Genomic DNA, 21,580 nt, shown 5'->3' with positions numbered 1-21,580 from the left:
GTGTCCACGATTTCAATGGAAATCGGGTTCCTGATTTCCATTGAAATCGTGGGCCGTCAGCGGGTGAAGACGCCGATTCCGTTGGCGACGGGGCGTTGTTCGCCGTCCGAGGGGGCGTTGCGGACCGTGGCCAGCGGGGTGCCGGGGGTTCTGACGGCCATCGTGGTCGAGCCCCCTCCGTCGAGGTTGACCGCGTCGGTGGCCCCGAGATCGGCCAGCAGGCCCGCGGTTTCGGCGAGGTTGAGCCCGGTGCTGACGGGGGAGCGGCCGTCGACGACGACCAGGTGCACGAGGCGGCCGTCGTCCCCGATGCCCGCGGCGGTGCGCGGGGCGAGCTCGGCGGTGTCCAGGCCGGGTATCGGCGTGCCGTCGCGCATGATCGGCGTGGCCCCGACCGCGAACGACAGCGGCATCCCGTCGGCGGGCAGCAGGGCGGTGCTGACCCTGACGGGGTCGCCGGGGTCGAGGGCTTCCAGCGCCGCGTCGCCCGCCTCCCGGCCGACCAGGACGACCGTGTCGTCCGGGATCGGGCCCGCGCCCGGCAGATCGGTCTCGGAGCGCACGACGCCGTCGGTGATCACCACCTCCTCGGTGGCGGTGCTGCACGGCGCGGAGCGGTCGGTGTCGGTGCCGCAGACCGAGCGGGCGCGGGAGACCTCGCCCCAGTCGTCGGTGTAGGCGCCGACGCCGTCGACCGGCAGCGCGTACTGGTTGAGCCCCTCGACGTCCACCGCCCCGCCCGGCCAGATCGCCGAACCGGTCACCGAGAGCCGGGAAAGCCTTGCCCTGCCGTCGATCCCCACCGCGAAGACGTCCTCATCGGACGTTCCCTCCGGCAGGGCAGGGCCGAACCGCTGCCCGTCGGGAACCGCGCCCTTGAGCGCCTCGCCACCGGCGATCTCCGGGCCCACCGACGAGCTCGTCGGCACCACGCCCGGGTGCTCCTCGCTGATGTTGAAGAAGTCGCCGTTCACCCCCGCCACCGCGCCCGCCGCGTTGGTCTGGTCGGCGATCTCGCCCTTCGCCGCCACCGAACCCGGGTGCAGCAGGCCGAGTTTCGCGTTGGGATCGCTCAGATCGACCGTCACCACGTGGCCGAGCACGGGGCCGTGGGCGGTGGACAGCTGTAACGGCCGGTAGCTCACCCCCGGTCCGATCACGACCTCGCCGTCCTGCGCGGCCGCCGGTATCGGCGAGGCGAGCGCCCCGCAGGTCAGCACGACCGCGAGCAGGCGGGCACCACGACCGGCCACCATCCGAGAACCTCCCCGCACTCCGGTGATCGCGCTCACTCAAGCAGCCGGTCGTGAACGCGTGGTGTGCTTGGAAAGAACTCGACGTGCAGCGAGCCCGAAGGGCACGAGCGGTTACCGCCGTTGGCGCAATGTGAATGGGCTGGCTCGGGCCTTGATATGGCGTCCGGGTTTGGGCAAGCTGGAGCGCGCAAACGCGGGCGGTCGGGGGCCCGGCGCGAATGTGAGCCGGGTATGCGTCCGAGAGGAATCATGCGGACGCCCTGTGGAGGCCGGACTACATGCTGACCCCTGATGACGTGCGGAATGTCGTCTTCGGCCGGGCTTGGCGCAAGGAGCGCGGGTACGACGAGGCCGAGGTCGATCACTTCCTGGGTCGGGTCGAGGCCACGCTGCGCGGTAAACGACTGGTGACCGCGCGCGACGTGCTGACGATGCACTTCAGCCCGCGCAAGCGCGGCGGGCGCGCCTACAAGAAGAACCAGGTCGACGAGTTCCTGGACAAGGTCGCGCTGACCCTGATGAAGCTGGAGGTGCGCGCCGAGGAGCGCGGCAAGTCGCGCTCGGCGGACGACGGTGTCCGGGGCGAGCGAGCCGCGCGCAAGCCCGACGAGATCCGCCCGAAGCCCGAGGAGACCGGGAGCACGCCGCTGCCCCAGCGCCACGTGAGGGAACCCAGCGGTCCGGCCCGGATCGAACCGGCGCACAACGCCGCGGCGCAGATCGAACCCGCCCCGATCGTCGAGCGGGCGCCGGAGGAGCCGGGACGCCCGGAGCGCTTCCGCGGCCTGCAGCCGGCGACCTCGCAGAGCTCGGCGCTGGACAAGGCCGAGGTCGACGCGTTCATGGACCGGGTCCAGGCCACCCTGCGCGGCATGGACGACCTCACGCCCAACGACGTGCTCAACGCCCGGTTCAACCTGCCCGCACCCGGCATGCCCGGCTACGACGAGGCCGGGGTGCTGGCGTTCCTGGTGATGGTGTCCTCCAGCATCCGCAACATCACCCGCACCAACATGCGCGCGGTGACCACCGGCACGAACCTCCCGCCGGTGACCGCCACGGGCACCCAGATGCGGCCGGTCACCGCCACCGGGACCAACATGCGTCCCGTCGGCACCGGCACCAACCCGCCGCCCGCGGCCGGGACCGGGACGAACCTGCCCCCGGTGGCCGCGCAGACCGGGGCGTTCCCCACCCACGCCGGGGACGGCACCCGCCCGCCCCGGCAGCGGATGATCCCCGGACGGCGTCGGCCCCCGCGCCGCTGAAGCGGGCGCGGAAACGGGCGCGGAAACGGCCTGTGCGGACTGCGGTGGTGCGGTAGCGTTCCGCGCCGTGGAGCGCTCGGAGAAGCTGCGGCGGTACTGGGACCGGTCGGCGCCCTCCTACGACGGCGTCATGGCCCGCTTCGACCGCTACCTGGCCGGCGACAGCAGGCGGTGGATCTGCTCGCGAGCCGGTGGTGACGTGCTGGAGGTCGCGATCGGCACCGGCCTCAACCTGCAGCTCTACCCGGCGGGCACGCACCTGACCGGCGTCGAGTGGAGTCCCGGGATGCTGGACCTCGCGCGGCGCCGCAACGACGAGCTCGGCACCGGCGCCGAACTGCGCGAGGGCGACGCCCGCGCGCTGCAGTTCCCCGACGGCGCGTTCGACACCGTGGTCTGCACGTTCTCGCTGTGCGCGATCCCCGACCACGAGCAGGCGATCACCGAGATGCACCGGGTGCTGCGGCCCGGCGGGTTGCTGCTGCTGGCCGACCACGTGGTCAGCACGGCGTGGCCGGTCCGGCTGCTGCAGCGGGCGGCCGAGCTGGTCACGGTGCCGATGGGTGGCGAGCACTTCCGCCGCCGCCCGTCCCGGCACCTGGCCGCCGCGGGCTTCGAGGTGGTCGAATCCGAGCGCTTCAAGCTCGGCCTCATCGAACGCCTCGCGGCCCGCAGGCGCGGCTGACTCAGCTGGACGCGATCGCCTTGATCACCGCCTCGTGGAAGGCGGGCAGGTCGCCCGGGTTGCGGCTGGTCACCAGGTTGTCGTCGACGACGACCTCCTGGTCGGTGACCTCCCCGCCCGCGTTGCGGATGTCGGTGCGGATGCTGGGGAACGACGTGAGCTGCCGTCCCCGCACCACACCGGCCTCCACCAGCGTCCACGGCCCGTGGCAGATCGCGCCCACGGGTTTGCCCGAGGCGACGAAGTCCCGCACGAACGACACCGCCGTCCCGTCGCGGCGCAGCTGGTCGGGATTGATGGTGCCGCCGGGCAGGACCAGCGCGTCGTAGTCGCGCACCGACACCTGCGAGACCTCCCGGTCCACCGGGAACCGGTCGGCCTTGTCGATGTCGCCGTTCATCGCCTGGATCTCGCCGGAGCGCAGCGACACGAGATCGACCTGGGCGCCCGCCTGTGCGAGCGCCTGGCGGGGCCCGGTCAGCTCGACCTGCTCCACGCCGTCGGTGGCCAGGACGACGACCTTCTTGCCGGTGAGTTCGTCAACCATCGTCGAAACCTCCTTCACGGGTACCCGACGGCTCAGGTACCCGTGGCGGAGGCGCGTCAAACCAGTCCACTGGGGACGGTGTCAGCCGCCGATCTCGGCCTTCCACGCCGACTTCCGCTCGTCGTCGACGAAGCAGGCGTCGAATGAGTTGCGCGCCAGCGTGGCCACCTGCTCCTCGGTGATGCCCAGCTCGCGGCGCAGCGCCGCGAAGTTGTCGTCGACGTAGCCGCCGAAGTACGCGGGATCGTCGCTGTTGACGCACACCAGCAGGCCCTCGTCGAGCATCGCGGGCAGCACGTGGTCGGAGAGCTTGTCGACCGTCCGCAGCGCCACGTTCGACAGCGGGCACACGGTCAGCGGGATCTGCTCGTCGCGCAGCCGCGCCACCAGCTCCGGGTCCTCCATCGCGCGGATGCCGTGGTCGATGCGCTCGACGCCGAGCACGTCCAGGGCGTCGCGCACGTAGTCCGGCCCGCCCTCCTCGCCGGCGTGGGCGACCCGGTGCAGGCCCTCGGCCGCCGCCCGCCGGTAGACCTCGGCGAACGGCGCCGGCGGGTGGCCGACCTCCGCCGAGTCCAGCCCGACGCCGATGAAGCGCTCCCGGTAGGGCATCGCCATCCGCAGCGTCTCGGCCGCCGCCTCCGGCCCCAGGTCCCGCAGGAAGCACAGGATGAGGTCGGTGGAGATCGGCGAGTCGCGCAGCGCGCCGCCGATGCCCTCGAACACCGCGCCCAGCGGCACGTCGTTGTTCAGGTGCACCTGCGGGTCGAAGAAGATCTCCGCCCGCCGCACCCCGGCCTTCTCGGCGCGCGCGAGGTAGGCGCTGGTCAGGTCGTAGAAGTCCTGGTCGGTGCGCAGCACCGGCAGGTTCGCGTAGTAGAGGTCCAGGAACGACTGCAGATCGTTGAAGTCGTACTTCGCCCGAAGCTCGTCGAGATCGCTGGTGGGCAGCGCGACGCCGTTGCGCGCGGCCAGCTCGACCAGCATCTCCGGTTCGAGCGTTCCCTCGATGTGAATGTGCAGTTCCGCAGTCGGCAACATGTGTGATTCCTCCCCGGTCCCAACCTACCGGTGCGGCGGGCCGGGTTCGCCGGTGACCTCCACGCAGGTCAGGCCGTCGGAGGCGGCCGGGCTGCCGGTCAGCTCGCGCGCCCGCTCCTGCCCGAGGTCCGCGCAGGGCACGTACCGGCCGTCGACCAGCAGCGGGCGGCGGATCGCGCCCAGCGCGCCGTAGGCCAGCACGTCGGAGACCGGGCCGGTCTCCAGCTCGACGCGCTCGGGTCCGCGCAACCGCACCAGGCGGTAGCGCTCGCCCCGGCCCTCGCAGACGTCGAGGACCCGGCGCTGCTCGGCGGTGGCCAGCCACACCGCGTGGTGCTCGACGACCCCCGGTGCGCCGACCAGCACCGCCGGGCGCTGCCCGTCGCGGGCGCGCACCCCGGAGGCCCACACCGCCGACAGGCCGGTGCAGCGCGCGCGGAGCACCACGACCGGGCCGTCCAGCCCCAGCTCCTCGCGCAGCCACGTGATCTTGCTCGGGCAGGCGTTGGAGCCGTAGGCCAGCACCGGCCACCGCGCCGCCAGCGGCTCGTCGAGCACGTCGTCCAGACAACCGGGCCCGACCCGCCAGCCGGAGGGCTGCGAGGCGTCGGGGGAGAGCCGCCAGCCCTGCCCGTCGACCTGCAGGAACGAGTGGTCGGGACGGGCACCCGGATACGGATCGGCCGGGAAGTCGGCATCGCGGAAAGTGGCCGTTCCCAACGCGTTCACCGGACCAACATGCCCGGCTCGCGGCGGTTCGCGCAAGGCGCACGAGCGTTTAGGGTGCCCGCCAGCGAGATCGTCGAGGAGGACGAACATGGTCGAGACCGTTCGCGGGCAGGTGCCGGTTGACCAGCTGGGCACCGTGCTGATGCACGAGCACGTCTTCGTGCTCAACGAGGAGATCCGCCGCAACTACCCGGAGTTCTGGGACGAGGAGGCGCGGGTCGCCGACGCGATCCGCAGGCTGCGGGAGCTCGCCGGGCGCGGCGTGGACACGATCGTGGACCCGACCGTGATCGGGCTCGGCCGCGACGTCGAGCGCGTCGCGCGCATCAACGCCGAGGTCGACCTCAACATCATCGCCGCCACCGGCCTCTACACCTACGACTCGGTGCCGTTCTTCTTCCGGATGCACGGGCCCGGAACGCTGCTCGGCGGCGACGACCTGATGGTGCGGATGTTCGTGAAGGACATCACCGAGGGCATCGCCGGAACCGGCATCAAGGCCGCGTTCCTCAAGTGCGCCATCGAGGAGGAGCTCACCCCGGACGTGGAGCGCGTGCTCAACGCCGTCGCCGAGGCCCACAACCGCACCGGCGTCCCGATCACCGTGCACACCAGCCCCGGGCACCGCACCGGTCTGATCGCCCAGGAGGTGCTGCGGCGCAACGGGGTCGACCTCGGCCGGGTCGTCGTCGGCCACAGCGGCGACACCACCGACACCGACTACCTGCGCGAGCTCATCGACAACGGCTCCTTCATCGGCATGGACCGCTTCGGCCTCGACGTCCTGCTGCCCACCGACGACCGGGTGGCCACCATCGCCGAGCTCGCGGGCCAGGGCCTGGCCGACCGGATGGTGCTGGCCCACGACGCCTCCTGCCACATCGACTGGTTCCCGGAGGGCCTGGTCGAGGAGGCGATGCCGAACTGGAACTTCACCCACATCCACGACGTGGTGCTGCCCGCGCTGCGCGAGGCCGGTGTCACGGAGGACCAGCTGACGACGATGCTGGTCGACAACCCGCGCCGGTACTTCAGCTGATCACCGCGGCCGCGCCGGAGTAGATCCGGTGCGGCCGTTTACAAAGCGGGTGCGCTCACCTACTTTCGGACCGAGATCGTCCGGAAGGGTGTCAGATGAGCAGTCGCAGTGACCTGCCCGCGCACCGCAGGGCCGCGATCGCCGGGCTCGGCATGACCGAGATGGGCAAGGTCTACGGCCGCACCGCGCAGCAGTTCGCCGCCGAGGCGGTCCGGCGCGCCGTGGACGACGCCGGGCTGGGTCTCGGCGACGTCGACGGCCTGCTGGTGTCGGCGGGCCTGGGCGGGGGAGTGGACCTGAGCCTGCAGGACGACCTGGGGCTGGAGGACCTGCGGCTGCTCAGCCAGATGCAGTCCTTCGGCTCCACGGCAGGGGCGATGGTCCAGCACGCGGCGATGGCCGTCGAGGCGGGCATGGCCGACACCGTGGCCTGCGTGTTCGCCGACGCGCCGCTGCGCGAGGGCACCTCCTCGGGTGCGGCTTACGGGAGCGAGCGCTACTCGCCGAGCGGCTGGGGCGGGCTGATCGCCACCAGCGGTTTCAGCGGCCCGAACTCGTTCTACGCGTTGGCCGCCCGCCGCCACATGCAGGCCTACGGCACGACGAGCAAGCAGCTCGGCGAGATCGCCGTCGCGCAGCGCGCCTGGGCGGCGCTGAACCCGCTCGCCCGGTTCCGGGACCCGATCGACATCGCCGATCACCAGGAATCGCGCATGGTCGCCGAGCCGTTCCACCTGTTGGACTGCTGCATGGTCTCCAACGGCGGGGTGGCGGTGATCGTCACCCGCGGCGACCGCGCGGCGTCGCTGGCCCAACCCCCGGTGTCGGTGCTGGGCTGGGCGCAGGCCCATCCGGGTGGTTCGCTGCGCCGCGACGACGACCTGGGGCTGGTCAGCGGTGCGGCCCAGGCCGGACCGGCGGCGCTGCGGATGGCCGGGGTGAACCTGGCCGACATCGACATCGCCGAGCTCTACGACTGCTACACGTTCACCGTTCTGCTGACGCTGGAGGACTACGGCTTCTGCGCCAAGGGCGAGGGCGGCGAGCTCGTCAGCACCCCGGGCGTGCTCGGCCCCGGCGGATCGCTGCCGGTCAACACCGGCGGTGGCCAGCTGTCCTCGTACTACATGTGGGGCTTCACGCCGCTGTCGGAGGCGATCATCCAGGCGCGCGGCCAAGCCGGCCGACGCCAGGTCCCGAACCACGAGCTGCTGCTGGTCTCGGGCAACGGAGGCATCTTCTCCCACCACAGCACGCTCGTGCTGTCCGCCTGAAGGAGGCCCCGATGGCTCTCGTCCCGGTCACCAGAGACCGCGCCAGCGCGGCGTTCTTCGACGGAACCCGCCGCGGTGAACTGCTCCTGCCGCGCCGCCGCGACACCGGCGAGCACCTCAGCCCGCACACCCCGATCTCCCCGGACGACGACGTCGAGCAGGTCCCCGCGGCCGGGACGGGCCGGGTGGTGTCCTGGACGGTGGTGCACCACAAGCTCCCCGACGGCGGCGCGTTCCGCCTCGTCGTCGGCGTCGTCGAACTCGACGAAGGACCGTGGTGGTGGACCCGCCTCGCCGAGGTCGACCCGGACTCCGACCTCACCGGCCTTCGCGTCCGTGTCGCCTTCGAACCCTCCGGCCCGGACCCCGACCACGAGGTCGTCCCGTACTTCGTGCCGGAGGAGTAGCCCTCGTCCGGCGGCCGCGTTCATCCACAGTGGACCAATTTCGTCACCGGACGGCGCTCGCGCGTGGCGCTGCGCGAGTGACTACCGTGCTCCTGGAACGGAGCTCTCGGGAGGCGTGTGGTGATCGGTATCGGGGACGTCGAGGCCGCTGCGGAGGCCGTGGCGGGGTACGTGGTGCGGACTCCGACGGTGAGCAGTCCGGGGTTGTCGGAGCTGCTCGGGGTGCCGGTGACGGCGAAGCTGGAGCTGCTGCAGCGGACCGGGTCGTTCAAGGCGCGCGGGGCGGTGGCCAAGCTGCTGTCGCTGACCGAGGCGGAGCGGGCGGCCGGGGTGGTGGCCGTCAGCGGCGGCAACCACGGCATCGCGCTGGCCGTGATGGCCGGGGCGCTGGACGTCAAGGCGACCGTGGTGATGCCGGAATCGGCGCCGCGGCGGGCCGTGGAGGTGGCCGAGTCCGCCGGGGCGACCGTGCGGCTGTGCCCGGACATGGCGGGTGCCTTCGCGCTCACCGAACAGCTGCGGGCCGAGGGCTCCACGCTGGTCCACCCCTTCGACGACCCGGTGGTCATCGCCGCGCAGGGCACCGTCGGGCTCGAATTCGCCGAGGACGCGGGGGAGTTCACCGACGTGCTGGTGAGCATCGGTGGCGGCGGCCTGATCTCGGGCGTGGCCACCGCGCTGCGCGCGAAGCGGCCGGGCGTGCGGATCTGGGGCGTGGAGACCGAAGGCGCCGAAGCGATGTCGCGGGCGCTGGCGGCGGGCGGCCCGGTGCCGGTCGAGCTGTCGTCGATCGTGTCGACGCTGAGCGCGCCCGCCGTGTCCCAGCTGACCTACGACACCGCGCGCGAGCTCGTCGACGACGTGCTGGTGGTGTCCGACGCCGAAGCCGTGCGCGGCGTCCTGGACCTGGCCGGGCACGCGAAGCTGTGGGCCGAGCCGGCGGCGGGCTGCCTGCTCCCGGCCGCCCGGCGGATCATCGCCGAGCACGACGACGTCGAGCTCGGCCTGGTCGTGTGCGGCGGCAACGCCACCCCGCACGACGTCATGGCCTGGGCCCAGCGCTTCGGGGGCTGAGGAACCCGGCCGGGAAGACCCAACCCCCGAAGGCGGTCACTCGGAGCGGTTGATCACGCGCGCCGAGGTCTGGTCGCGCGCCAGCAGCAGGATCTGGTCGACGTTGACGTGCGGCGGCCGCGTCGCCACCCACGACACGGTCTCGGCGACGTCCTCCGCGGTCAGCGGGTTCGTCCCCTCGTAGACCGCGTCGGCCTTGTCCTGGTCGCCGCGGAACCGGACGAGGCTGAAGTCGGTCTGCACCAGGCCCGGGTCGATCTCGCACACCCGGATCGGCTGGCCGAACATCTCCAGCCGCAGCACCCGGGACAGCGCCGCGACCGCGTGCTTGGCGGCGTTGTAGCCGCCGCCGGTGGCGTAGGGCTCGCGGCCCGCGACAGAGCCGATGTTGATGACCTGGCCGTCACCGGACTCCAGCAGCTTCGGCAGCAGCGCGCGGGTCACCCGCAGGGTGCCCATCACGTTGGTCTCGTACATCCACTGCCAGTCCTCGTCCTTGGCCTCCAGGATGGTCTCCGCGCCGACGGCCCCGCCGGCGTTGTTGACCAGCAGGTGGCAGCGGTCGATCGCGTCGGTGAACGCGTCCACCGAGGTCTGGTCGGTGACGTCGAGCTCCAGCGCCCGGCCGCCGCAGGCCTCGGCCACCTCCTCCAACCGGTCCAGGCGGCGCGCACCGAGCACGACCTCGAAACCGGCTCCGGCCAGCGCCTTGGCGCTCGCGGCACCGATCCCGCTGCTCGCCCCGGTGACCACCGCTACTGGCTTGCTCATCGAAGAAACCTCCTCGTACCTCGCGCGTCGGCCTTAACCTAACGCGCCGGGGCGGCGCGGGTCGTGATCACCGCTCGGGGGCGTCCTTGGGCTTGGCGCGGAGGTGCGCCCGTTCGCCCTGCTTGCCGAACAGGCTCAGGAATTCCACGGTCTGGTCGTCGGCCGGGCCGAACCAGTGCGGGACGCGGGTGTCGAACTCGGCGGCCTCGCCGGGTGAGAGCACCAGGTCGTGCTCGCCGAGGATCATCCGCAACCGTCCGTTGAGGACGTAGAGCCACTCGTAGCCCTCGTGGGTCTGCGGATCGGGTTCGCCGCGCCGCACCGTCGCCGGGATGATCAGCTTGTAGGCCTGGATGCCGCCCGCGCGCCGGGTCAGCGGCAGCATCGTCATGCCACCGCGCGAGATCGGGCGCAGGTGAACCCGGGGATCGCCGGTCGGCGGGGCGTCGACGAGCTCGTCGAGCGTGACGCCGTGCGCCTTGGCCAGCGGCAGCAGCAGTTCCAGGGTGGGTTTGCGGGAACCGGATTCGAGCCGCGAGAGCGTGCTCACCGAGATGCCGGTGGCCTCCGACAGATCGGACAGCGTGGTCTCCCGCTGCTTGCGCAGCGCCCGCAACCGCGGTCCGACGGCTTCCAGCGCGTTCCCGAATTCCCCGTCCACCCGTCCAGCTTGCCACTGCGGCAAGCTGGATTGCCACCGGTCTCACCCGGAGCGATCAGTCCTGGTTGCGGTAGATCTCGTCGTAGCGGGAGGCCCGCTGCGCCCGCGCCTCGGCGTGGGCGGCCTCGCGGGTGGCCCGCCCGGTGCCGATGGGGTAGCCGTGCTTGTGCAGCCGGTACTCGCAGGTGTGCTCCATGTACGACAGCGAGTACCACAGGGCCAGGATGACCCCGCCGAGCACGGCCATCGCCCGGATCCACAGCGGGCCCGGGAGCAGCAGGAACAGCAGTCCGGGGGAGATCTGGACGAGGCTGCGGGAGACGTGCCGCAGCACCCAGGTCCGGCAGGTGACGTCGTGCAGCACCCACTCGCGGTACCGGGAGGGCAGGCGTCCGCCGAAGGCGTACCAGATCCACCGCAGCGGGTCCGGGCGTTTCGGGCGCGGGTCAGGCTGTTGGCTCACACCCCAACACTTAGCACACTAACTGTTAGCGTGTTCCAGTACGTGGGTAAGATGACGCCGTGCAGACTCCCGACCTGGGCGAGGACCCGCTCGCTCTCGACCGCCAGGTGTGCTTCGCGCTGTCGGTCGCCTCCCGCAACGTCATCTCGCTCTACCGGCCGCTGCTCGCGCCGATGAACCTCACGCACCCGCAGTACCTGGTGATGCTGGCGCTGTGGGAGAGCTCCCCGCGCTCGGTCACCGATCTCTGCGAGGCGCTGCACGCCGACGCCGCTACCCTGTCTCCGCTGCTCAAGCGGCTGGAGTCGGTGGGCTACGTGGTGCGCACCCGCAGCCGCAGCGACGAGCGCCGGTTGGAGGTCGCGCTCACCGACGAGGGCGCCCGGCTGCGCGCGGAGGCGGAGAAGATCCCGTACCAGATCGTCGAGGCGCTGGGCGTGGAGCTCTCCGCGCTGGAGGAGCTGCACGGCTCGCTGACCACCATCATCGCGGCCAGCCGACGCGCCCTCGACGCGCGCGGCAGCGGTCAGGCGTAGGGGAAGACCGCGGGCCGGCGTTCGAGGAACGCGGTGACGCCCTCGGCCGTCTCCCCGGTCTCGGTGGCGACGTCCTGCCAGTGCGCGGCCCGCTCGGTCAGCGACTCGCCGCGCGCGGCTAGGTCGACCAGCTCCTTGGCCGCGCGCACGCTCAGCTGCGACCGGCCCGCGATGGTCGCGGCCAGCTCGGCGACCCGCGCCGCCGGATCGGCCGCGACCTCGTCGACCAGCCGAATCCCCAGCGCGCGCCCGGAGTCGAAGAAGTCCGCCGAGAACAGCAGCAGCTTGGCCGCCGCGGGGCCGACCAGCTCGGTCAGCCGCTCGATGCTCGACGACGGGTAGACCACGCCGAGCTTGGCCGGGGTGATGCCGAACATCGCCGGTTCGGCGGCGATCCGCAGGTCGCAGGCCGCCGCCAGCTGGCAGCCGCCGCCGATGCACAGGCCGTTGATCAGCGCGATCGTCGGCAGCGGGCAGTCCAGCAGGGCCCGCTCGGCGGGCTCGGTCGCACTGCCCCCGGGGCCCTCGATCTCGTGCAGCTCGGAGATGTCGGCTCCGGCGCAGAAGGCGTCCCCGGCCCCGGTGAGCACCACGACGCGCACCGCCGGGTCGGCGGTGATCTCGGCGAGCAGTTCCGGCAGCCTCCGCCACATGGCCGCGTTCATCGCGTTGCGCTTGCCCGGGTTGTCGATCGTGATCCGGGCCACGTTCTGATCGACTTCCAGCCCCAGCCGACCCTCGCTCATGCCGCCTCCACGCCCCGTCGCACCTGCTGCCCGGCGGATCGTAACCGCAGATCGGGAGCGGTGACCCGCAGTGGTGTCCGGGCTAACGATCACCGCGCGCCTCACCTGATCGGGTTTCGGGTCTAGCCTTGCCCGGTCGTGCGAGAAACGCGAACACCCTTGAGGATTTGAGTGGTGTTCATGCGGAAGGGTGGCAACCAGGATGGATGAGGAGACCCGCAGCCGGCTCGCGGAGATCCGCTCGCTGGCGGAGGAGCTGTACCCGGAGACGATCGAGGCCGAGATCGGCCGAGCCCGGGTGGAGGCCTACCAGGCGGGGATCAAGTTCGCCGCTGACTTCATCGAGCACGGCCCCAAGGAGCGCAGCAAACCCAACACCGACATCCCGATGCCGCGCCGCTAGGGACCGTTCGAGGCTTGCGTTGCTCAGCGGTGCGGATGGCGGGAACCTGAGCGCCTTCGCGGACTCCGCGCGCCGCTCCTTGAGCATTCGATACGCGGCGTCCCGGCGTGCTCGCCACGAAGGCGCTCAGAACCCGCGCCGGTGCCAGTTGCCGGGGTGCGGCTCCACCGCATGCGTGGCCTCGGGTGGACACCGTTGGTCGCCTGCTCGTGACCGGAGGTAGAGTGCTCGCGCTGCGGTGCGGGGTGAAGGCGGGGTGCGGCAGATGGTCACCGGCAAGGTCATCAGGTTCGACGAGGTGCGCGGCTACGGGTTCGTGGCCCCGGACGTGGGCGGCGAGGACGTCTTCATCCACGTCAACGACCTGACCTTCGACAAGCGCCTGATCGCGCCCGGCGTGGTCGTCGAGTTCGACCTGGAGGACAGCGACCGCGGCCCGAAGGCCTCGCACGTGAGCATCGTCCGGGAAGCGCCAGCCGCCGCGGCCGAGCGCGGGCCCGACGAGCCGCCGCCGGGAGAGGAGCTCTTCGACGTGCTGTCGGCCAAGGAGTTCCACGAGACGATCACCGAGGCGCTGCTGGCCGCCGCGCCGACGATGACCGCCGAGCAGATCCTCCAGGTCCGCCAGAAGCTCACCCAGGTCGCCGTGAGGCACGGCTGGGTCGACGCGTAGTAGCTGCGCCGCAGGCGGTTTCGGTCAGACCGGTGGTAGCGGCTGGCGGTGGTCGAGCAGTTCGGCGAACGGGTCGCCGCGTTCGGCGACGCGTTCGCCGACGGTGCGCAGCGTCCAGCGGTCCGGCGTCAGATCCGGGTCGTCGAGCTCGTCCCACTCCAGCGGGACCGACACCGGCGCGCCCGGTCGCGGGCGGGCGCTGTAGGGCGCGACGAGGGTCTTGCTGAGGACGTTCTGGGTGTAGTCGAGCCGGGCCAGCCCGTGCCGCTCCGACTTGCTCCACGCCCAGCTGACCAGTTCCGGCACGGTGTTGCCGACGGCGCGCGAGACCTTCTCCACCCACTCGCGGGTCTCGGAGTAGCTGTAGCGGGGTTCGACCGGCACCCAGATCTGGATCCCGCGCTGTCCGGTGACCTTCGGCTTGGCCAGCACCCCCAGGTGCTCCATCGCCGCGCGGTGCAACCGGGCCAGCGTGAGCACGTCGTCGAAGCTCGTGCGCTCGCCGGGGTCGATGTCGAACAGCGCCCAGCTCGGGTGCTCCACGTCGTCGATCGGCGAGGTCCACGGGTGCAGCTCCAGCGCGGCGTAGTTGGCCAGCCAGGCCAGGGCGGCGGGGCTGTCGGGCACGATGTAGCGCTGCACGTCGCCGGGATCGGCGCCGGGGTAGGCCCAGGTCCGCAGCCAGTCCGGCGCGTGGCTCGGCACCTCCTTGTGCCAGAAGCCCGGTGAGTCCACGCCGCGCGGGAAGCGGTGGCTGTTGAGCGCCCGGTCGGCCAGGTACGGCAGCATCACCGGCGCGATCCGCGCGTGGTAGGCGATCAGCTCGCGCTTGGTGATCGGCTCCTCCCCGTCCCGGCCGGGGAAGAGCACCTTGTCGAGGTTGGTCAGCGCGATCCGCTCGCCCTGCAGCGTCCAGGTCCCCTTCGACCCCAGCGCCGCGAGCTCGGCGAGCTCGTCGTCGGTCGGCGGCTGCCACGACGGGCGGAGGCGGATCTCGGCCTGATCGGCCGGGAGGTCGCTCCGCCACATCGCTTCCGGGGCGGCCGCGACCTGCTCGTTGGTGCGGCCGCTCTTCACCGAGACCAGGTGCTCCTCGGGGTCCCAGCCCGGTTCGGCGTGCTCGTCGCGCTTGTGCAGCAGCAGCCACTGCGTCTCGCCGCGCCGCACTAGCACGAAGTGCCCGCGCAGCTTCTCGCCGTGCAGCTCGAAGTGCAGCGTGCCCGCCTCCAGCGCTGCGGCCGGGTCGTCCTCGCCCGGCGTCCAGGTGCCGCGATCCCACACGATCACGTCGCCGCCGCCGTACTCGCCGGCCGGGATGGTGCCCTCGAAGTCGGCGTACTCCAGCGGGTGGTCCTCAACCCGCACTGCCATCCGCCGCACCGCCGGGTCCAGCGTCGGGCCCTTGGGCACCGCCCAGCTCAGCAGCGCGCCGTCGTGCTCCAGGCGCAGGTCGTAGTGCTTGCGGCGGGCGCGGTGGCGCTGCACGACGAACCGGTCACCGGTGCCGGTGGTCTCGCCGCCGCGCGGTTCGGCGGTGCGCTCGAAGTCGCGCATGCGCCGGTAGGTCGCCAACCGACCCTCATCCATCGGTTCAGCGTGCCACGCCCGGGCGCAGGTCACATCGTTGTGCTCAGCGGAAGGTCTCGGTCCGACTGATCATCGTGCCGTCCGAGTGGCCTAGAATTGGTTGAAAACGAAAGGAGTCGGAACATGCCGCAGCCGCAAGGAGCCGAGCTGGAGGCCGTCCGGGCTCGTCGCAACGAGCTCCGCGACCGCTACCTGAAGCCGAGCGCGCAGCGTCCGGCCCCGACCGTCGGGGGCTTCCACCACGTCGCGCTGATCTGCAAGGACGTCGAGGAGACCATCCGCTTCTACCAGGAGTTGCTGGGCTTCCCGCTGGTGGAGCTGGTGGAGAACCGGGACTACGCCGGTTCCAGCCACTTCTTCTTCGACGTCGGCAACCGCAACCTGCTGGGGTTCTTCGACTTCCCAGGCCACGACCACCCGCCGTTCGAGGAGACCATCGGGGCGGTGCAGCACATCGCCCTGGCCACCGACGCCGAGAACTTCGCCGCCGCGCGCGAGCGCCTCGACGAGGCCGGAGTGGAGTACATCGGTCCCGATCGCGGGATCGACGACAGCCTCTACATCCGCGACCCCAACGGCATCGGCCTGGAGTTCTACCGCGAGGAGCTCGCCGTCTTCAACGGCACCCCGCTCCTGGACGACTGAGGCCGCGCACTGCGGTCCGGGGCCGGATTTCAACGGGAGCCGGGCCCCGGTCCGCGCGAGATCCCGTCCCCGGGGAAGGGATTTGCCCTGCGTAGACTGCGCGCGTGGAGTTGTTGCGCGGGGCTTTGGGCGTGGGCGAGGACCAGGCGATGGAGGTCGCCACCGCGCACGCGATGCTGCGGCGGATCAGCGCCGGTGAGACCGGGCCGGTGCTGCGGGTCTACCGGCCGGAGGCGCGGGTGGTGGCCTTCGGCCGGCGCGACAGCCTGCTCCCCGGGTTCCCCGACGCCGTCGCCGCCGCACGCGACGCCGGGTTCACCCCCGTGCTGCGCGCACCCGGCGGGCGCGCCGTCGCCTACACCGAGAACTCGCTGGTCGTCGACCACGCCGGCCCCGATCCGGGCCGCCTGGCCGGCCTGGAGGAGCGGTTCGTCGGCTACGCCGAGCTGTGGTCCGAGGTGCTGGCCGCGCACGGGGTGGCCGCCCAGGTCGGGGCCGTCCCGGGGGAGTACTGCCCCGGCGCGCACAGCGTCAACGCGCGCGGCCGCGTGAAGCTCGTCGGCACCGCGCAGCGGATGGTGCGCGGTGCGTGGCTGTTCAGCGCGGTGGCGATCCTCGACGACGCCGACGTGCTGCGCCCGCTGCTCACCGAGATCTACCGGGCCCTGGAGCTGCCCTTCGACGACGACTCGGTCGGTTCGATCGCCGACGAGTCGCCGGGCATCTCCCCGGCCGATTTCGAGGACACCGTGCTGGCCGCCTACGACGGCCGATTCGGCCTGACCCCGGCGACGCTGCCCGAGGAGCTGGTCACCCGCGCCAAGGCGCTGGTCGCCGATCACCGCGTCACCGCGTGACCGGCGGCGCCGTGGAGGGAGACCAGGTCGGTCGGGCCTGAGTCCACGGTGGAGCCGGAAGTGCACATCTCCACTGCTGGTGGGATTACCCCTCGGGGGTATTACGATGAGGGTGTGTCGCGCTTGCAGAGGTACCCCCAGGGGGTATAGTTTCGGGTTGTCGGCGCGCGATGCCGACGACAACCCGAGAGCGAGAGGGATGGCCCCGATGAGCGAGACGACCTACCACGTGACCGGAATGACCTGCCAGCACTGCGTGGCGTCGGTGACCGAGGAGGTCGGTGCCGTCGACGGCGTGACCGACGTGCGGGTCGACCTGCCCACCGGTGCCGTCACCGTCGTCGGCAGCGCCGAGGAGGCCGCCGTGCGCGCGGCCGTCGAAGAGGCCGGCTACGAGCTGGCCTCCTGATCGGATCGAGCGCGGGAGAGGACCTGGCATGACCACCGTCGAGCACTCCGCGGGCCGCACCGTCGAGCTGGCGATCACCGGCATGACCTGCGCGTCGTGCGCCAACCGCATCGAGCGCAAGCTCAACAAGGTCGAGGGCGTCACCGCCAGCGTCAACTACGCGACGGAGAAGGCGCAGGTCGCCGCCCCCGACGACCTCGACCCGCAGCGGCTGGTCGAGGTCGTCGAGGCCGCCGGGTACGGGGCCGCGCTGCCCGCCGCCGAACCCGCCGACGCCGAGGGGGCCGAACCCGCCGACGCGCTGCGGCAGCGGCTCCTCGGTTCGCTGGCGCTGTCGGTGCCGGTCGTGCTGCTGGCGATGGTGCCGGTGCTGCAGTTCACCTACTGGCAGTGGATCTCGCTGGTGCTGGCCGCGCCGGTGGTCGTGTGGGGCGGCTGGCCGCTGCACCGCGCGGCGTGGGTGAACCTCCGCCACGGCGCGGCGACGATGGACACCCTGGTGTCGATGGGCACGCTGGCGGCCTTCGCCTGGTCGCTGTACGCGCTGCTGCTCGGCCACGCCGGCATGCCCGGCATGACCCACCCGTTCACCTTCACCATCGAGCGCGGCGACGCCACGAACTCCATCTACCTGGAGGTCGCGGCCGCCGTCACCACGTTCGTGCTGGCCGGGCGCTACTTCGAGGCCCGCGCCAAGCGACGCGCCGGGGCCGCGCTGCGCGCCCTGCTGGAGCTGGGCGCCAAGGACGTGGCGGTGCTGCGCGACGGTGCCGAGGTCCGCATCCCCACAGCTCAGCTGGCGGTCGGGGACCGGTTCGTGGTGCGTCCCGGCGAGAAGATCGCCACCGACGGCGTCGTGGAGGAAGGCGGCTCGGCCGTCGACGCCTCGATGCTCACCGGCGAGTCCGTGCCGGTGGAGGTCGGCCCGGGTGATGCCGTGGTCGGCGCGACCGTCAACGCCGGGGGCCGGCTGGTCGTGCGCGCCACGCAGGTCGGATCCGGCACCCAGCTCGCGCAGATGGCGCGGATGGTGGAGGAGGCCCAGACGGGCAAGGCGCAGATCCAGCGGCTCGCCGACCGGGTCTCGGCCGTGTTCGTGCCCATCGTCATCGGCCTGGCGCTGCTGACCCTGCTCGGCTGGCTGATCGCCGGTCAGCCCACCACGGCCGCCTTCACCGCTGCGGTGGCCGTGCTCATCATCGCCTGCCCGTGCGCGATGGGCCTGGCCACGCCGACCGCGCTGCTGGTCGGCACCGGGCGCGGCGCCCAGCTGGGCGTGCTCATCAAGGGCCCGCAGGTGCTGGAGTCCACCCGCGGCATCGACACCGTCGTGCTGGACAAGACCGGCACCGTCACCAGCGGGCGGATGCAGCTGGTCGACGTCCGCACCGCCGAGGGCGTCGAACGCGCCGAGGCGCTGCGGATCGCCGGGGCCGTGGAGCACGCCTCCGAACACCCGATCGCCCGCGCCATCGCCACCGCCGCCGAGCAGGAGACCGGCGAGCTGCCCGCGGTCGCCGACTTCGCCAACCTCGAGGGGCTCGGCGTGCAGGGCGTCGTCGACGGCCGGGCCGTGCTGGCCGGTCGCGCCGCGCTGCTGGACCAGTGGGGCCTGCACCTCGACGGGGAGCCGGCCGAGGCGAAGGCGGCGGCCGAGGCCGCCGGGAAGACGGCGGTCGTGCTGGCCTGGGACGGTGCCGTGCGCGCGGTGCTGGTCGTGGCCGACACCGTGAAACCGACCTCGCAGCAGGCGATCTCGCAGCTCCGCGATCTCGGCCTGACCCCGGTGCTGCTCACCGGCGACAACGCGGCCGTGGCCGACGCGGTGGCCGCGCAGGTCGGCATCGACGAGGTCATCGCCGAGGTGATGCCCGCCGACAAGGTCGAGGTCGTCAAGCGGTTGCAGGGCGAGGGCAAGTCGGTGGCGATGGTCGGCGACGGCGTCAACGACGCCGCGGCCCTGGCCCAGGCCGACCTCGGCCTGTCGATGGGCACCGGCACCGACATCGCCATCGAGGCCGGCGACCTCACCCTGGTCCGCGGCGACCTGCTCGCCGCGGTCGACGCGATCCGGCTGGCCCGGCGCACGCTGACCACGATCCGCGGCAACATGTTCTGGGCGCTGGCCTACAACGTCGCCGCCCTGCCGCTGGCCGCGGCCGGGCTGCTCAACCCGATGATCGCCGGTGCGGCGATGGCGTTCAGCTCGCTGTTCGTCGTCGGCAACAGCCTCCGCCTCCGCCGCTTCCGCAGCACCGCGCAGTAGTGGCGAGCGCCCGTCCGGTTCCGGGCGGGCGCTCGCACTGGCCCGGGTTGACCGGCTGCGGTCCAATGGAGGCATGGCTGAGTTGAGCACTGCGACCCTGCAACCGGGGCAGACCGAGTCCAACGACCAGGGCGAGCGGGTCGGCCGGTCCACCGGCGGGCACCTCGTGCAGATGCGCCGCCGGGTCTCCGACCGAGGTTTCGCGGTCACCGTCGACGCCGAACCGCGCGCCGAGATCCCCACCGAAGTCCTCACCCACGAGTGGTCGGCGGCCAACAGCGCCTTCGACCGCCTCATGCGCGAGTACTGACGCGGACACCGCTTCAGCGGCCCCTCGCCGGGGTTTCGCGCCGACCGGCCCCGGGTAGTGCGGAAGGACCCACTCCCGAGGAGGGCCGAATCATGACGACCGCACGCGACATCATGCACTCCGGTGCTGAATGCATCGGTGAGAACGACACGCTGCTCACCGCCGCGCGGATGATGCGGGACCTCGACGTCGGGTCGCTGCCGATCTGCGGGGACGACGACCGGCTGCACGGCATCATCACCGACCGCGACATCGTGCTGCGCTGCTGCGCCGAGGGCCGCGATCCCGCGCAGGTCAGAGCGAGCGAGATGGCTCAGGGCACGCCACACTGGATCGACGCGCGATCTGACGTCGGCGAGGTGCTCGCCTCGATGGAGGAGCACAGGATCCGGCGGATGCCGGTGATCTCGGATCACCGCCTCGTGGGCATGATCAGCGAGGCGGACCTGGCCCAGCACCTCGACGGCAACCAGCTCGCGCACTTCGTGGAGACCATCTGCGCCGGGAAGTGAGATGAGCACACGGGTGTTCGTGGTCGACGACCACGACGTGATCAGGCGCGGCATCGCCGCGCTCGTCGGCGCCGAGGCCGACCTGGAGCTGGTCGGCGAGGCGGGCAGCGTGGCCGAGGCACTGGCCTGGGTCCCGAAGATCCGCCCCGACGTGACGGTGCTCGACGTGCGGTTGCCCGACGGCAACGGCGTCGAGCTGTGCCGGGAACTGCGCTCGCAGCTGCCTGAGCTGCGCTGCTTGATGCTGACCTCGTTCGACGACCACGAAGCGCTGATGGACGCGATCATGGCCGGGGCCAGCGGTTTCGTGCTCAAGGGCGTGGTCAGCGACGAGCTCGTGAGCGCGCTGCGCAAGGTCGGCGCGGGCGAATCGCTGCTGAGCCCGCAGCGCACCGAGGCGATGCTGTCCTGGCTGCGCAAGGAGCAGGAGAAGGCCGATCCGCTGCGGGAGCTCACCGCCCGCGAGCGCCAGGTGCTCGAGCTCATCGGTGAGGGCATGACCAACCGCGAGATCGCCGACCGGATGGTGCTGGCCGAGAAGACCATCAAGAACTACGTCTCGCAGATGTTGGCGAAGCTCGCGATGCGGCACCGCAGCGAGGCGGCGGTGCTGGCCACCGAGCTCCGGCTCGACCGCGATTCCCGCAACAAGCGCTGAGCGCGAAGGGACCCTGATGCCACCACAGCCGGAGCGGTCCGACGCCGAGCAGGCATTGGACCGGTTGCTGCCCGCGCTGCGGGAACTGCGCGACGGCAACTTCCGCCGCCGCCTGGTCGTCACCGGCGGCGGCGCCGCCGCCGAGGCCGCCGCGATCTACAACGAGGTCGCCGAGCGCAACCAGCGGCTGGCCGGTGAGCTGCAGCGGGTGGGGGAGTCGGTGGCGCGCGGGCAGCTGCCGGTCGCCCCGGTCTCCCTGGACGGCCCGGTCGAGGGCGGTTGGGCGCTGTCGGCCGACTCGGTGAACTTCATGGCCGACAACCTCACCAGCCAGGTCCGCGACATCGCCCAGGTCGCCACCGCCGTGGCCGCCGGGGACCTGACGCAGAAGATCGACGTGGACGCCCAGGGCGAGATCCTGCAGCTGAAGAACACGATCAACACGATGGTGGATCAGCTCTCGGCGTTCGCCGCCGAGGTGACGCGGGTGGCGCGGGAGGTCGGCACCGAGGGCAAGCTCGGCGGCCAGGCGCGGGTGTACGGCGTGGCGGGGATCTGGAAGGACCTCACCGACAACGTCAACATCATGGCCGACAACCTCACCAACCAGGTCCGCAGCATCGCGCAGGTGACCACCTCGGTCGCCAAGGGCGACCTGTCGAAGAAGATCGACGTCAACGCGCGCGGCGAGATCCTGGAGCTCAAGACCACGATCAACACGATGGTGGATCAGCTCTCGGCGTTCGCCGCCGAGGTGACGCGG

26 protein-coding genes are annotated in these 21,580 nt (G+C 71.8%); 17 read left to right on the top strand and 9 right to left on the bottom strand.

What is annotated here, in order from left to right:
* Positions 1-56 precede the first annotated feature (56 nt).
* Entirely contained in the window at positions 57-1,256 is a 1,200-nt protein-coding gene (locus QFW96_RS26665) for a phosphodiester glycosidase family protein (protein ID WP_281458486.1), read from the bottom strand.
* A gap of 278 nt (positions 1,257-1,534) precedes the next feature.
* Between QFW96_RS26665 and QFW96_RS26660 the strand changes: the two genes are divergently transcribed.
* Together QFW96_RS26660 and QFW96_RS26655 are read left to right on the top strand one after the other, a co-directional pair.
* On the top strand, positions 1,535-2,524 hold the full coding sequence (locus tag QFW96_RS26660) for a DivIVA domain-containing protein (protein WP_281458485.1): 990 nt from the start codon (positions 1,535-1,537) through the stop codon (positions 2,522-2,524).
* Positions 2,525-2,591: 67 nt separating this feature from the next.
* Complete coding sequence (locus QFW96_RS26655; RefSeq protein ID WP_281458484.1) at positions 2,592-3,209, top strand: class I SAM-dependent methyltransferase; 618 nt, start codon at positions 2,592-2,594, stop codon at positions 3,207-3,209.
* Between the two features lies 1 nt (position 3,210).
* Here the strand turns inward: QFW96_RS26655 and QFW96_RS26650 are convergent, their stop codons facing one another.
* From QFW96_RS26650 to QFW96_RS26640, 3 genes are all read right to left on the bottom strand, one after another.
* Positions 3,211-3,756 (bottom strand): type 1 glutamine amidotransferase domain-containing protein, encoded by a 546-nt coding sequence (locus QFW96_RS26650; protein ID WP_281458483.1) that lies wholly within the window; start codon positions 3,754-3,756, stop codon positions 3,211-3,213.
* Between the two features lie 81 nt (positions 3,757-3,837).
* On the bottom strand, positions 3,838-4,797 hold the full coding sequence (locus tag QFW96_RS26645) for an adenosine deaminase (protein WP_281458482.1): 960 nt from the start codon (positions 4,795-4,797) through the stop codon (positions 3,838-3,840).
* A 24-nt stretch (positions 4,798-4,821) separates the two neighbouring features.
* On the bottom strand, positions 4,822-5,526 hold the full coding sequence (locus QFW96_RS26640) for a gamma-glutamylcyclotransferase (RefSeq protein ID WP_281458481.1): 705 nt from the start codon (positions 5,524-5,526) through the stop codon (positions 4,822-4,824).
* Positions 5,527-5,614: 88 nt separating this feature from the next.
* Here QFW96_RS26640 and QFW96_RS26635 point away from each other — a divergent pair, with 88 nt between their 5' ends.
* From QFW96_RS26635 to QFW96_RS26620, 4 genes are all read left to right on the top strand, one after another.
* A complete protein-coding gene (locus QFW96_RS26635) occupies positions 5,615-6,565 on the top strand; it encodes a phosphotriesterase family protein (RefSeq protein ID WP_281458480.1) in 951 nt (316 codons plus the stop codon).
* 95 nt (positions 6,566-6,660) lie between these two features.
* Positions 6,661-7,839, top strand: a complete 1,179-nt coding sequence (locus tag QFW96_RS26630) for a thiolase family protein (protein ID WP_281458479.1) — start codon at positions 6,661-6,663, stop codon at positions 7,837-7,839.
* 11 nt (positions 7,840-7,850) lie between these two features.
* Complete coding sequence (locus tag QFW96_RS26625) at positions 7,851-8,246, top strand: Zn-ribbon domain-containing OB-fold protein (protein ID WP_281458478.1); 396 nt, start codon at positions 7,851-7,853, stop codon at positions 8,244-8,246.
* A 120-nt stretch (positions 8,247-8,366) separates the two neighbouring features.
* Positions 8,367-9,320, top strand: coding sequence for a pyridoxal-phosphate dependent enzyme (locus QFW96_RS26620; RefSeq protein ID WP_281458477.1), 954 nt, complete (start codon positions 8,367-8,369; stop codon positions 9,318-9,320).
* 36 nt (positions 9,321-9,356) lie between these two features.
* Here QFW96_RS26620 and QFW96_RS26615 read toward each other — a convergent pair whose 3' ends face one another.
* The 3 genes from QFW96_RS26615 to QFW96_RS26605 form a co-directional block, all read right to left on the bottom strand.
* Positions 9,357-10,091 (bottom strand): SDR family NAD(P)-dependent oxidoreductase, encoded by a 735-nt coding sequence (locus tag QFW96_RS26615; RefSeq protein WP_281458476.1) that lies wholly within the window; start codon positions 10,089-10,091, stop codon positions 9,357-9,359.
* 67 nt (positions 10,092-10,158) lie between these two features.
* Positions 10,159-10,752, bottom strand: coding sequence for a helix-turn-helix domain-containing protein (locus QFW96_RS26610; protein ID WP_281458475.1), 594 nt, complete (start codon positions 10,750-10,752; stop codon positions 10,159-10,161).
* Between the two features lie 55 nt (positions 10,753-10,807).
* Positions 10,808-11,215, bottom strand: coding sequence for a DUF5313 family protein (locus tag QFW96_RS26605; RefSeq protein ID WP_281458474.1), 408 nt, complete (start codon positions 11,213-11,215; stop codon positions 10,808-10,810).
* Positions 11,216-11,274: 59 nt separating this feature from the next.
* Here QFW96_RS26605 and QFW96_RS26600 point away from each other — a divergent pair, with 59 nt between their 5' ends.
* Positions 11,275-11,751: a MarR family winged helix-turn-helix transcriptional regulator gene (locus QFW96_RS26600; protein ID WP_281458473.1), complete on the top strand. Its 477-nt coding sequence runs from the start codon at positions 11,275-11,277 to the stop codon at positions 11,749-11,751.
* Here the strand turns inward: QFW96_RS26600 and QFW96_RS26595 are convergent.
* Positions 11,742-12,497, bottom strand: coding sequence for an enoyl-CoA hydratase/isomerase family protein (locus tag QFW96_RS26595; protein WP_281458472.1), 756 nt, complete (start codon positions 12,495-12,497; stop codon positions 11,742-11,744). The two genes, QFW96_RS26600 and QFW96_RS26595, sit on opposite strands and share 10 nt — an antisense overlap.
* Positions 12,498-12,699: 202 nt before the next feature.
* Between QFW96_RS26595 and QFW96_RS26590 the strand changes: the two genes are divergently transcribed.
* Positions 12,700-12,900, top strand: coding sequence for a hypothetical protein (locus tag QFW96_RS26590; RefSeq protein WP_281458471.1), 201 nt, complete (start codon positions 12,700-12,702; stop codon positions 12,898-12,900).
* A 238-nt stretch (positions 12,901-13,138) separates the two neighbouring features.
* Positions 13,139-13,573, top strand: coding sequence for a cold shock domain-containing protein (locus QFW96_RS26585; RefSeq protein WP_343231409.1), 435 nt, complete (start codon positions 13,139-13,141; stop codon positions 13,571-13,573).
* Positions 13,574-13,597: 24 nt separating this feature from the next.
* On the opposite strand, the gene QFW96_RS26580 is transcribed toward QFW96_RS26585, so the two are convergent.
* A complete protein-coding gene (locus QFW96_RS26580) occupies positions 13,598-15,160 on the bottom strand; it encodes a non-homologous end-joining DNA ligase LigD (RefSeq protein WP_281458470.1) in 1,563 nt (520 codons plus the stop codon).
* A gap of 123 nt (positions 15,161-15,283) precedes the next feature.
* On the opposite strand from QFW96_RS26580, the gene QFW96_RS26575 reads away from it, so the two are divergent.
* The 8 genes from QFW96_RS26575 to QFW96_RS26540 form a co-directional block, all read left to right on the top strand.
* Positions 15,284-15,805, top strand: coding sequence for a VOC family protein (locus QFW96_RS26575; RefSeq protein ID WP_281458469.1), 522 nt, complete (start codon positions 15,284-15,286; stop codon positions 15,803-15,805).
* 104 nt (positions 15,806-15,909) lie between these two features.
* Positions 15,910-16,662 carry a lipoate--protein ligase family protein gene (locus QFW96_RS26570; RefSeq protein ID WP_281458468.1) on the top strand — a complete coding sequence of 251 codons (753 nt, stop codon included), beginning with the start codon at positions 15,910-15,912 and terminating at the stop codon, positions 16,660-16,662.
* A gap of 208 nt (positions 16,663-16,870) precedes the next feature.
* A complete protein-coding gene (locus QFW96_RS26565; RefSeq protein ID WP_281458467.1) occupies positions 16,871-17,071 on the top strand; it encodes a heavy-metal-associated domain-containing protein in 201 nt (66 codons plus the stop codon).
* Positions 17,072-17,099: 28 nt separating this feature from the next.
* Positions 17,100-19,337 carry a heavy metal translocating P-type ATPase gene (locus tag QFW96_RS26560; protein WP_281458466.1) on the top strand — a complete coding sequence of 746 codons (2,238 nt, stop codon included), beginning with the start codon at positions 17,100-17,102 and terminating at the stop codon, positions 19,335-19,337.
* Positions 19,338-19,410: 73 nt separating this feature from the next.
* Positions 19,411-19,647: a hypothetical protein gene (locus QFW96_RS26555; protein ID WP_281458465.1), complete on the top strand. Its 237-nt coding sequence runs from the start codon at positions 19,411-19,413 to the stop codon at positions 19,645-19,647.
* A gap of 92 nt (positions 19,648-19,739) precedes the next feature.
* Complete coding sequence (locus tag QFW96_RS26550; RefSeq protein WP_281458464.1) at positions 19,740-20,159, top strand: CBS domain-containing protein; 420 nt, start codon at positions 19,740-19,742, stop codon at positions 20,157-20,159.
* Position 20,160: 1 nt separating this feature from the next.
* Entirely contained in the window at positions 20,161-20,817 is a 657-nt protein-coding gene (locus QFW96_RS26545) for a response regulator (protein WP_281458463.1), read from the top strand.
* Between the two features lie 16 nt (positions 20,818-20,833).
* Positions 20,834-21,580 (top strand): HAMP domain-containing protein (locus QFW96_RS26540; protein ID WP_281458462.1); only part of this gene is annotated, 747 nt, incomplete at its 3' end.

The sequence above is a fragment of the Saccharopolyspora ipomoeae genome (genome assembly GCF_029952525.1).
GTDB lineage: Bacteria > Actinomycetota > Actinomycetes > Mycobacteriales > Pseudonocardiaceae > Saccharopolyspora > Saccharopolyspora ipomoeae.
This window is presented reverse-complemented; position numbering and strand designations above follow the sequence as displayed.